Annotated in this window: 11 protein-coding genes and 1 pseudogene; 9 read left to right on the forward strand and 3 right to left on the reverse strand. The window is 55.5% G+C overall.

The features are described 5' to 3' along the window. The first annotated feature begins 226 nt into the window (after nt 1–226). The 4 genes from QSK07_RS13780 to glsB all read left to right on the forward strand — a co-directional run bounded on the left by QSK07_RS13780 (nt 227) and on the right by glsB (nt 3061). Nucleotides 227–400 (forward strand): GhoT/OrtT family toxin, encoded by a 174-nt coding sequence (locus QSK07_RS13780; protein WP_008924737.1) that lies wholly within the window; start codon nt 227–229, stop codon nt 398–400. A 104-nt stretch (nt 401–504) separates the two neighbouring features. Continuing rightward, nucleotides 505–675: a hypothetical protein gene (locus tag QSK07_RS13785; RefSeq protein ID WP_275221720.1), complete on the forward strand. Its 171-nt coding sequence runs from the start codon at nt 505–507 to the stop codon at nt 673–675. Nucleotides 676–849: 174 nt separating this feature from the next. Continuing rightward, nucleotides 850–2049, forward strand: coding sequence for a CynX/NimT family MFS transporter (locus QSK07_RS13790; RefSeq protein ID WP_285721510.1), 1200 nt, complete (start codon nt 850–852; stop codon nt 2047–2049). 91 nt (nt 2050–2140) lie between these two features. Beyond that, nucleotides 2141–3061 (forward strand): glutaminase B, encoded by a 921-nt coding sequence (gene glsB, locus QSK07_RS13795; protein ID WP_285721509.1) that lies wholly within the window; start codon nt 2141–2143, stop codon nt 3059–3061. A 136-nt stretch (nt 3062–3197) separates the two neighbouring features. Here the strand turns inward: glsB and QSK07_RS13800 are convergent. Together QSK07_RS13800 and QSK07_RS13805 are read right to left on the reverse strand one after the other, a co-directional pair. Next, nucleotides 3198–4131: pseudogene (locus QSK07_RS13800) on the reverse strand (Rpn family recombination-promoting nuclease/putative transposase). Between the two features lie 214 nt (nt 4132–4345). Beyond that, a complete protein-coding gene (locus QSK07_RS13805) occupies nt 4346–5284 on the reverse strand; it encodes a D-2-hydroxyacid dehydrogenase (protein WP_285721508.1) in 939 nt (312 codons plus the stop codon). Nucleotides 5285–5502: 218 nt separating this feature from the next. On the opposite strand from QSK07_RS13805, the gene QSK07_RS13810 reads away from it, so the two are divergent. From QSK07_RS13810 to QSK07_RS13820, 3 genes are all read left to right on the forward strand, one after another. Beyond that, nucleotides 5503–5925 carry a DUF2946 domain-containing protein gene (locus QSK07_RS13810; RefSeq protein WP_285721507.1) on the forward strand — a complete coding sequence of 141 codons (423 nt, stop codon included), beginning with the start codon at nt 5503–5505 and terminating at the stop codon, nt 5923–5925. A 45-nt stretch (nt 5926–5970) separates the two neighbouring features. Further along, nucleotides 5971–7701 (forward strand): DUF2534 family protein, encoded by a 1731-nt coding sequence (locus tag QSK07_RS13815; protein WP_285721506.1) that lies wholly within the window; start codon nt 5971–5973, stop codon nt 7699–7701. Between the two features lie 126 nt (nt 7702–7827). Continuing rightward, a complete protein-coding gene (locus QSK07_RS13820) occupies nt 7828–8505 on the forward strand; it encodes a pirin family protein (protein WP_285721505.1) in 678 nt (225 codons plus the stop codon). 42 nt (nt 8506–8547) lie between these two features. Here the strand turns inward: QSK07_RS13820 and QSK07_RS13825 are convergent, their stop codons facing one another. Beyond that, on the reverse strand, nt 8548–8775 hold the full coding sequence (locus tag QSK07_RS13825; RefSeq protein ID WP_033735577.1) for a hypothetical protein: 228 nt from the start codon (nt 8773–8775) through the stop codon (nt 8548–8550). Nucleotides 8776–8946: 171 nt separating this feature from the next. On the opposite strand from QSK07_RS13825, the gene QSK07_RS13830 reads away from it, so the two are divergent. Both QSK07_RS13830 and QSK07_RS13835 read left to right on the forward strand, forming a co-directional pair. Beyond that, a complete protein-coding gene (locus tag QSK07_RS13830; protein WP_098050194.1) occupies nt 8947–9477 on the forward strand; it encodes a YtfJ family protein in 531 nt (176 codons plus the stop codon). Between the two features lie 219 nt (nt 9478–9696). After that, nucleotides 9697–10605 carry a polyprenyl synthetase family protein gene (locus QSK07_RS13835; RefSeq protein WP_275222120.1) on the forward strand — a complete coding sequence of 303 codons (909 nt, stop codon included), beginning with the start codon at nt 9697–9699 and terminating at the stop codon, nt 10603–10605. Nucleotide 10606: the final 1 nt, after the last annotated feature.

The raw sequence follows: 10606 nt of genomic DNA on the forward strand, positions 1-10606 counted from the left end.
GCCAGGGGTTGTTCAGACAGGATCGCGGCAACAGCAAAGGTCCGACCGACATTTTCCGGCACGGTTTTCAGCCTGAAATCGCCTGTTATCTTCATGGAAGTCAGAGAGCAAATCAGCCGCATTGACCGATAATTTCTTTAGATGCTAAATCCTGATTCGCTTGATCTGGATCACAAAACTCCGCATTATGCGCAGCGAAAACCATAATGACGCTGCGGAGATATCAATGACACTGTACCAGGGTATGCTAATTTTCTATGCCGTTGTTGCACTGGTCGCGACGCTGATCACCTTCTTCATCGCCAAAGATAAGCTGAGCATCAAACTGCTGAGCGCCTTTCTGGTGGGTGCCACCTGGCCGATGAGTTTTCCTGTAGCGCTGATGTTTGCGCTGTTTTAATTGACAATATCTCCTTAGCGACCACACTCAGGTAAGACGTCCCTGACCTGCCAACCGCCGATCACCGACGTGACCTTGCTCATGACGGTTAATAAGGAGCGGATATGCGCGTAGTCAGTGTGATGATTGTGGTTTCTCTTCTCAGTGCCTGTAGCGCCCCGTGGCACGCTGAAAAACCGGTTCCCGCAGCCGAAACCCGGCAGCAGACCTGCCAGCCCGGCTCTAATCCCAGCCAGAACGACTGCGGTCACTTCCCCGAGCCTGAGTTCCACTAATCAGCTATATAGCGATCGCTGTGGCGAGATCGCATTTACGCTATTTCATCACATAACAAGGCTTTACAGGCCGCTAACCGGTCAGTAAAGTAGCGCCCAGACATCAATTCTGATGCGTAAGCGTTAACGTCAACCAACGCCCCCGCAACACTGCTGCATGTGATGATCCCTGCCATGATGCCTGTACAACAGCAAGCTAAACCCCTCGCTGCGTTTTCCAGCGCCAGCTTTTTTTTGTTCGTCCTGCTGCTCACCGCAGCGAATCTTCGTGCACCGATTACCGCCGTCGGCCCGGTGCTGCAGGATATCCGCCAGACTTTTGGCCTCAGCGCCAGCGAAGCAGGCCTGTTTAACTTTATTCCACTGATGCTGTTTGCCCTGCTCGCCCCCCCCGCCGCCTGGCTGGGAAATCGGGTCGGGCTGGAACGCAGTTTGTGGGGCGCACTGTGCCTGATTACTGCCGGTTCACTGTTGCGCTGGCTGCCCGCTGAAGCGGCGTTATGGAGCGGAACGCTGCTGCTGAGCGCAGGCATTGCCGCTGCTAACGTACTGCTGCCGCCGCTGATTAAGCGCGATTTCACCGCCCATACCGCCAGATACATTGGCCTCTACGCCGCCACCATGTCGATTTCCGCCAGCCTGGCGTCCGGCATTGCCGTGCCACTGAGCCAGCTCTCAACGGCGGACTGGCGACTCTCACTGGTTGTCTGGGCGCTGCCGGGACTGGTTGCGCTGCTCGCCTGGCTGCCGCTTTTACGTCAGCGGCAGTCAACTTTAGCGCCAGCTGACGAATCGGGTGCACCTCGTCATGTGTGGCGCTCAGCCGGTGGCTGGCAAATCGCCCTTTTTATGGCACTGCAATCGCTGGCGTTCTATACCCTGATCGACTGGTTTGCCGTATTTGCTCAGGATAATGGCTTCACTCAGGCGCAGGCAGGCTGGCTGCTGTTCTGGTATCAGGCGATTGCGATTGTCGCTAACCTGGGTTGTATGATTGCGCTGAAGCGGGTAAAAGATGCCAGGCTCACTGCATTCATTGCTTCCTCGGGTATTTTCCTCGGTATGTCAGGTCTGCTGCTTAATCCGCACTGGGCGGTGATCTGGCTGACACTGGCCGGACTGGGCGCCGGAGCTTCACTGGTGCTCTGCCTCACGCTGTTTAATCTGCGCGCCACACATCACCGTCAGGCCTCACAACTTTCAGGCATGGCGCAATGTGTGGGCTATGCGCTGGCAGCCCTGGGCCCGCTGTTTTTTGGCGTGCTCCATGAGAAGAGCGGTAACTGGACGCTGCCCTTCAGCGTGCTGGCACTGCTGAGCCTGTTACAGATGGTATTGGCTCCGCTGGCAGCCCAGTCAAAACCCATCAGCTGAAAATACGGCTCAGCGACTCATAACAGATGACTGGCCGGGCGCAAATGCATAGCGCATTGCTGGTCAGTGAAAACCGACGGGAGAAAAGTGCGTGTCTGAACTGAATAATGCTCTGCTGCAGGAAATCCTGGATCAGGTGCGTCCGCTGGTCCATCAGGGAAAAGTCGCTGACTATATCCCCGCGCTGGCTGATGTCGCGGCCGACAATCTGGCCATAGCCGTTTGCCTGCGTGACGGTACCCTCTTTCAGGCGGGCGATGCGGAGGCGCGCTTTTCGATTCAGTCGATATCCAAAGCGCTATCGCTGACCGTGGCGCTGACCCGCTATGACGACAGTGAAATCTGGCAGCGGGTGGGCAAAGAGCCATCAGGCCAGCCATTTAATTCACTGGTGCAGCTGGAGCTGGAGCTGGGTAAGCCGCGTAATCCGTTTATTAATGCCGGGGCGCTGGTAATCTGCGATCTTCTGGAAACCCGCCTGACGGCACCGCGCCAGCGAATGCTGGAAATTGTGCGCCAGCTGAGCCAGCAGCCTGATATCAATTATGATCGCCACGTTGCCCGCTCTGAATTTGAGCATTCTGCCCGCAACGCCGCGATCGCCTGGCTGATGAAGTCATTTGGTAATTTCGATAACGATGTCACCAGCGTCATGCAGACCTATTTCCACTATTGCTCGCTGTCGATGAACTGCGTTGAACTGGCGCGCACCTTCGTCTATCTGGCTAATCAGGGTAAAACACTGGATGGCAGCCAGATGATTACACCGCGTCAGGCACGGCAGATTAACGCACTGATGATCACCAGCGGGATGTATGATGGCGCAGGCGAATTCGCGTGGCGTGTCGGAATGCCTGCAAAGTCGGGCGTAGGTGGCGGAATTATTGCCGTCATCCCTGGCGAGATGAGCATTGCCGTCTGGTCACCCGGGCTGGACGGTGCCGGTAATTCGCTGGCGGGTACCGCTATGCTGGAATTGCTGACGGAAAAGCTGGGACGCTCGATATTTTGATTCTGAGGGCGCAAATAACCGGCTTGCCGTGATGAAAACGATAGTGTTCCCATGATTCCGGCAAGCTGATTTTATATCTTCAGTGCAGTACGCTGGCGATTTGAGTCGGCAGCGTTAACCAGCCCTCAAAAAATTCTTAAGGCGAAATCTTTGCCAGCTCATCTTCTATAAGTCCGGCCATCGGCATGACGGTATTGCGATCCATACCGCTCGTCAGCATAGTGCGGGCAATTCTGAGTTGCATGCTTTGCCTTCCTCGTTGAAACCCGGTCTCCTTACCTTCGATGCGACCTTGTGCAATGCCCTTCTCAAGCCCTATCTGCTCAAGCTGTTGTGCGACAGTCATAAGTGCGTTCTCGTGTTGGGACACACGCTGTGCCAGCTCCAGTACAAAGGTTTTGACGTCTGATGCTTCGCCCGCCTGCACAATGTAGTTTACCAGTGATATCACCTGCGATGAAAAGTGATCGCCTGCCATCAAAATGGATACCAGCCTGTCCATTAGCTCTGCCCGATCCCACTGCCGGATACGTTTCTGCAATAGGGTCAGTGCCGCCATGCTGTGGTGTTGCATGATCTCATCGTCATGAATCGTCGTGACATCGGCCAGCGGAAAACTATGGCTGTAAAGCCTGTCCGCCAGCAGCGGGTCGTCGAACTCATCCAGCCATCGGGTCGAATAAGGATAGCGAGTGCATCTGCCCACGTTATGGGTATCACCAGCGGCAATCTCTTATGCCCAGCTTCAAGGTGGGGCTGCATGGCAGCCACGGCATAGCGCATCAGCAGAAATGCCATATGTTTGTCAGGTTATGACTGATGCTCGATGAGTACATGGCTATATCCATTGCCAGCCATAATTTAAGACTGTAAAGCACATCGCTGAAGTATTGCCGAAGGTCATCCTCGGCAAACGACCCCGACTCCAGCTTCAATGTGCTGAGATCGCCGCATTCGCGCAGTTCCGGCGGCAGGTGCAGCGACAGGAAATCCCGGGCAATATCCGGCTGAGTCAGAAATTGCCGGAATGTCGCAGCATGGGGCGTGGGCGCGCTGTTTTTCTTTTTCACTGACCAGAATCCTTTCTGTTCCTGAAGCGCTGACAACGGCTGATTCAGCCAGTGAAAGGCGCTAAATCCTGTAGCGCACGAACGTTTCAGGTACGGATTGAAATAACGAAATCAATACTCTGATGATTGAACCCCTAAAACGCTTTTCCTGAATTCTACGAGGTTGCTCTGAATATCAACGAATGGCGGGCCTTAAAAAACCATTCCACCCCGCTCAGCTCACCACATTAACCGGCTCATCCTGAATAAAGGCCGCGATATTGGCCATCACGCCAGTTACCAGATTTTCTACGCCGCTGCGGCTCGCCCAGGCAATGTGCGGCGTCAGCAGCAGATTGGGCAAATCTGCCAGTAGCGGGTTATCTGCAGAGGGTGGTTCGCTACTCAGGACATCCAGCGCCGCGCCGCCAATCTGCCCCTGCTTTAATGATTCAGCGAGATCCGCCTCGTTAATCAGTCCACCGCGCGCGGTATTAATCAGCAGCGCATGCGGTTTCATTTTCGCCAGCGACTTACGGTCAATCATCTGACGGGTGCTGTCACTTAATGGGCAGTGCAGTGAAATAATATCGCTGGTGGTCAGCATCTGCTCAAAGCTGACATAGCCCTCACGCACCCGTTCACTGCCTTTGCGCTCCGCGTACTGCACCTTCATTCCCAGCGTCTGGGCCAGCCTGCCGACCGCCTGACCGATATGACCTTTGCCCGCGATACCCAGCGTGGCGCCGCCAATATCTCCTATCGGCTGATGATGCAGGCAGAAGTGCTGCGCTTGCCGCCAGTCGAGGCGGGTATTAACGGCATAGGCCATTATCTGACGACGCAGGGCGAAAATGGCGGCGATCACCGCCTCCGACACGCTCTGGGTAGAGTAGCCGGGCACATTACTGACCACGATGCCGCGGTCACGGCACGCGTTGAGGTCAATGCAGTCATAACCCGTCGCCGCAACACAGATGAAGCGCAGTTCCGGAAGCTGCGCCAGGGTATCGGCTCTCAACGGCACCTTATTGGTAATCGCAATCGTCGCACCCGAAAGCGCAGAGACAATGTCACTGACCGGTGTCTGCGCGCGAATCTCCCAGGCAGCCTGTTGTTGCCCGGTCGGCAGAGAGACAGGCAGTGTGTCACCATCCAGCATTACAATTTTCATCTTCAGTCCTTTATGGGTTTGGTTTAATGCAACCGACCCATCAATGTTATTTGTATGTATTTAACGGGTAACATCTAAGTTAAATGATGCTGGAATTAAAGTGAATATGTTCAAAGAGTGCGAATTTTTTCGCAACAGATGCCACTTTATTTAACCCTTTTATCCCCTTCGCGTTACACTGCCGCCCGTCATTTTCACCCCTTGCGCCCGTTGAAATCATGCAGAAATCTTCACTCAGACATCGACTCACTGCCGGTATTGCGATACTGGCCGTGCTGCTGTTGTTTGTTGCCCCGATGATTTCAAAAAATCTGGCTGTGCATCACGAAACGATGCAACGTGCATCTGCCATGAGCGCAGAGATGCCGATGATGCATCATCACAGCGAGATGATGTCGATGGCGGACCATGGGATGATGATGGATCCTGGTTTTGCCTGTGGCTACTGCGATTTACTGGTGCATGTACCGCTGATGCTCTGGGTCTTTATCCCGTTCATCTGGTGGATGAGCCTGATCAGCCGCGCCCCGCCGCCCTCTGCAATTAATCCGCCCCCGTGGCGATGGATGTTGCGTCTCCACCGACCCCGAGCGCCACCTGCTTTCGCGTCACACTCACTGCTTACTGATTCGATTGTGTGACAACGTCACCCAGTCGCCTGTGTCTTTTGAAAAGTGTGGAATGCTATGTCCTCTTCTCAGGAAATTATCCCTGCACCGCGCGGCACGCTGTTTAATCTGTTTCGCCGCCTGCATTTTTACATCGGCCTGTTTATCGCGCCGTTTATTTTTGTCGCCGCGCTCACCGGCACACTCTATGTTCTGACACCGCAGCTGGAACAGGCGATCTACCACGATGCCCTGACCACCGACGCACAGGGTCAGGCGCAGCCGTTGTCAGCCCAGATTGCCGCCGCACGTGCGCGAGCGGGTGAATCAGCACGTATCTATGCCGTGCGTCCCGCGCCGGGTCCGCAGGATACAACCCGCGTGCAGTTTGCTGAGCCTCAGCTTGGCCCATCAGAATCGCGATCGCTGTTTATCGATCCCTACACGCTGCAGGTGAAAGGCGATATGACGGTGTATGGCACCAGCGGTGTGCTGCCGCTGCGCATGTGGCTGGATCAGCTGCATCGCGGCCTGCTGCTGGGCGATTTTGGCCGTAACTACAGCGAACTGGCAGCCTCCTGGCTGTGGGTCGCCGCGCTGGGCGGGATCGTTTTATGGTCAGGCACCCGCCCACCGCGCACCCGCAGAAAAGTGCGCAGCGGTTTTGCGGCAACGCGTCACTGGCACGTTACGCTGGGCCTGCTGCTGGCTATCGGGCTGGTCTTCTTTTCGGTAACCGGACTGACCTGGTCACAGTGGGCAGGCAACAATATCGAAAAGATGCGCAGCGACTTTGGCTGGAAAACGCCGCAGGTTAACACCGCACTAAACGGTGACGCGCCCGCTGAGGCTGCCGATCCGCATGCTGACCATCGCGGTGCGATGGAAGGAATGACGATGTCCGGCATGGCCATGCCAGCCAGAACCGCCGCGCCGGTGGTCCTGAATCAATCAAATGCCAGCTGGGATCAGGCGCTGGCAGCAGCACGCCAGGCCGGACTGCACGCCGCCAAACTGGAGTTGCGTCAGCCTAAAAACGCAGAACAGGCCTGGACAGTGTCGGAGATTGATCGCAGCTGGCCAAGCCAGGTTGATGCGGTTTCAATCAATCCGGCTGATTTCAGTGTGGTCGACCGCGTTGAATTCGCCAGCTTCCCGCTGGTGGCAAAACTGACCCGCTGGGGCGTTGATGCGCACATGGGTGTACTGTTTGGTCTGCCTAATCAGCTGATTCTGGCCCTGTTCGGTTTTGGACTTTGTGCGATGATTGTGCTGGGCTACCGCATGTGGTGGATTCGCCGCCCGGCGCTTCCCCAGCTCAGCCCATCGCAGACGCTGTTGTCCGCCTGGCTTGCACTGCCGCGCTATGCACAGGGCACCAGCCTGATAGTGACGCTGGCGCTGGGTTATGCGCTGCCTGTTATGGGCATCAGCCTGGTGGCGCTGATTCTGCTGGATATTCAGCGCTGGCGCAGCGCGCAGCGTGCGTCGGTCATCCCGGAAGACATTGCGCCAGATAAGCAATCGCCGCTGGCTATCGTCCAGTCACGCTTCGCCGGAAAGCGCAAAGAGATGCGCTATTTTCTTCGCAGCGTCACGTTGCTGGCCCTGATTGTGATTTCAGTGATGGCGAATGCGATGATTGGCGGCGTGATTGATCAGTATCAGATCCCCTTCAGCCACTGGTCACTGACCATGTATATCACCCAGGCGATGATGATCCTGCTCTACTCCACGGTCTTTACCGGACTGTTGTCGATCCCACTCTGGTATTTCTTCCTGGGTGAGAGCGACGAACAGGGCAAATAAGCCAGTGGCACCCCGCATGATTTTTTATTCAAAATAACTGACGAAGCCGGGCAAATCATCCGGCTTCTCATTCTGCGCCTGAGGTCTATTATCGTTGTTATGCCTTCCTTTATCTGAGAATAAATCATGAACATTGTGCGAGCTAATCCTGAACAACTCTTTGAGTACGGTCCTTTTACCGTTCGTCGTCAGCGACCTGACGAGGCGCTTAGCCCGTTACTCACTGTTGACCTGATGTCGCTGAAACTGGATGCCCGGCTCCCGATGCAGCAGCATCAGGATGAAGAAGTTTTTACCTACCTGTGGCGCGGTTCAATGCAGCATCAGGACAGCAACGGCGAACGTACTCAGCTCTCTGCAAAAAAAGTGATGGTGGTGAATGCCGGTGATGGCGTTCAGTACGAAGAGTCAGTGCCGCTGTATGAGGCAGAGCTGTTGCAGGCCGTTATCCGGCCTTCACAGCCAGGCGGTGAAGCGATGACTCAGGTACTGGAGCGCGATCAGGGCATCATGACTAACGGCTGGACCGAACTGGCCGGGCCGGAAGAGTCTGACGCCCCGCTGGAACTGCGCCAGGAAGTCTATATCTACGATACGCTGCTGGAGCGCAACCAGACGGTGGACGTGCCCTCGATGCCGGGCTTTGTGGCTTATCTGACCGTGCTGGAAGGGATTATTCGCATTGGCGATCAGCGACTCAGTCGTGGCGATGCGGTGAGCGGGCTGAATAGCAGCATGGAGATCACGGGCGACAGGGATGCCAATCTGGTCTGCTTTTTGGTCAGGCCAGACAACGTTGCATAACATAGCGCGGGACGTTTCCCGCGCTTTTTGGTTCCACACAGATCAAAGCGTATGGCGTTGCTGCATCGCCTGCACCCGCTTATAAGCATGATCAAACTGACGTACATCGTCGCGCAGCCAGTGGCGCTGTGTCAGCGGTGCATCATCCAGCGCCTGCGGTAGCGGCACACCCGCCAGCGATCCCCGACAGCAAAAGGCACGCGCCAGCGTCGGCGTAGCAATGCCAATGTAGCGAGCAAACTCAGGTAAGGTCATCAGTGCCGTACTCATTTTCCACCTCCTGTTAACAAACTATTCCCTGCATTTTCAGCCCAAATCTTTAATGCTTTTATTGATCTGAAACATAGATGTGGTACTAATCTTCTGCCTGCTGATGAGATAGCTCGCCTCGCCCGCCGCAAAACGAATAGAAGTGAGGAACCCGTGCGCCATTATGGATTGATGATTGCCCTGCTGTTTTCCGGCTTTGCCACTGCCCACACTCTGACACCCGGTCAGCCTGTCCCGCCGGTTTACATTGCCGATAAAGGCGAAATGGTGCTGAATCAGGGTGACATCGATTATCAGCGCTGGAACAGTCAGACACTGACCGGAAGAGTGCGTCTGGTGATTCATGTGGCTGGCCGGCTTTCCGCCAAAGATCAGAGTGCCTCCTTAATCGAAGCCATTCAGCATGCCCGGTTGCCGCGTGACCGCTTCCAGACCACCACCATCGTAAATACCGATGATGCCCTGCCCGGCAGTGCCATTTTTGTGGTGCGCAGCATCGCCTCCAGCAAAAAAGCAGCACCCTGGCAGCAATTTATTATCGACAGCAGTGGCGTCACTGCCCATAGCTGGCATCTTCAGCCGGAAAGCGCGTCCGTCGTGGTGATTGATTCGGAAGGGATTGTGCGCTTCGCTAAAGATGGCGCCTTATCAGATGAGGATGTCGCCAGCGTGATGAAACAGTTGCGCGCATTGCTGGGCTGATTCAGGCAATATCGTGGTCAGGATGGCGCGTCAAAACACGGAATGCTGCTGAATTCGCCGACATTTTTATCACTGTAAGCTACGCTTAGTTGTAATAGATTTACCCGCCGTTCTTTGAAAACCTGCCAACTATGCTGTGGCAGCCGGGTACGATTATTGAAGATGGCATCGAATCATTTCGACCTGCTGTGACTTCCTCTGTAGATAAGGACAGCCATGATGACGGTCTGTGCAGAACAACACGTCAATTTCAGCCACAGTGATGCAGCCAGCCTGTTGAACGACATTGAGCAACGGCTTGATCAGCTTTTACCGGTTGAGAATGAACGTGATTTAGTCGGCGCGGCAATGCGCGAGGGTGCGCTGGCACCGGGAAAGCGCATTCGCCCGCTGCTGCTGCTGCTGGCCGCGCGCGATCTCGGCTGTAGCGCCACCCCTGTCGGGCTGCTGGATCTCGCCTGCGCAGTTGAGATGGTGCACGCCGCCTCCCTGATTCTGGATGACATGCCCTGCATGGATGATGCGCAGCTGCGTCGCGGACGACCGACCATTCACTGCCAGTATGGTGAACATGTCGCGATTCTGGCCGCAGTGGCGCTGCTGAGTAAAGCGTTTGGCGTGGTGGCAATGGCTGAAGGCTTAACGGCAGCCGCCAGAGCCGATGCGGTCGCGGAGCTATCCCACGCGGTCGGGATGCAGGGGCTGGTGCAGGGTCAGTTCAAGGATCTATCAGAAGGCGACAAGCCACGCAGTGCCGACGCGATTCTGATGACCAATCATTTTAAAACCAGCACTCTTTTCTGCGCCTCTATGCAGATGGCCTCTATTGTGGCGGAAACGCCAAAAGAGGCGCGCGAACAACTGCATCGCTTCTCGCTGAATCTTGGTCAGGCTTTTCAGCTGTTAGACGATCTCACCGACGGCATGGCGGATACCGGCAAAGATGCCCATCAGGATGACGGGAAATCGACGCTGGTTAATCTGCTGGGACCCCAGGCAGTTGAAACGCGACTGCGCGATCACCTGCGCTGTGCCAGCGAGCATCTGCTTTCGGCCTGCCAGGACGGTTATGCCACTCATCATTTTGTTCAGGCCTGGTTTGAGAAAAAACTCGCTGCCGTCAGTTAAG

This window comes from Pantoea sp. QMID4, assembly GCF_030270445.1.
In the GTDB taxonomy this organism is placed as follows: Bacteria; Pseudomonadota; Gammaproteobacteria; order Enterobacterales; family Enterobacteriaceae; genus Pantoea; species Pantoea vagans.

Excerpts from the sequence above, each read along its gene's own strand:
- QSK07_RS13805 (WP_285721508.1), bottom strand. The coding sequence starts at position 5,284 with ATGAAAATTGTAATGCTGGATGGTGACACACTGCCTGTCTCTCTGCCG.
- QSK07_RS13780 (WP_008924737.1), top strand. The coding sequence starts at position 227 with ATGACACTGTACCAGGGTATGCTAATTTTCTATGCCGTTGTTGCACTG.
- QSK07_RS13825 (WP_033735577.1), bottom strand. The coding sequence starts at position 8,775 with ATGAGTACGGCACTGATGACCTTACCTGAGTTTGCTCGCTACATTGGC.
- QSK07_RS13820 (WP_285721505.1), top strand. The coding sequence starts at position 7,828 with ATGAACATTGTGCGAGCTAATCCTGAACAACTCTTTGAGTACGGTCCT.
- QSK07_RS13810 (WP_285721507.1), top strand. The coding sequence starts at position 5,503 with ATGCAGAAATCTTCACTCAGACATCGACTCACTGCCGGTATTGCGATA.
- QSK07_RS13815 (WP_285721506.1), top strand. The coding sequence starts at position 5,971 with ATGTCCTCTTCTCAGGAAATTATCCCTGCACCGCGCGGCACGCTGTTT.
- QSK07_RS13790 (WP_285721510.1), top strand. The coding sequence starts at position 850 with ATGATGCCTGTACAACAGCAAGCTAAACCCCTCGCTGCGTTTTCCAGC.
- QSK07_RS13785 (WP_275221720.1), top strand. The coding sequence starts at position 505 with ATGCGCGTAGTCAGTGTGATGATTGTGGTTTCTCTTCTCAGTGCCTGT.
- QSK07_RS13835 (WP_275222120.1), top strand. The coding sequence starts at position 9,697 with ATGACGGTCTGTGCAGAACAACACGTCAATTTCAGCCACAGTGATGCA.
- QSK07_RS13830 (WP_098050194.1), top strand. The coding sequence starts at position 8,947 with ATGATTGCCCTGCTGTTTTCCGGCTTTGCCACTGCCCACACTCTGACA.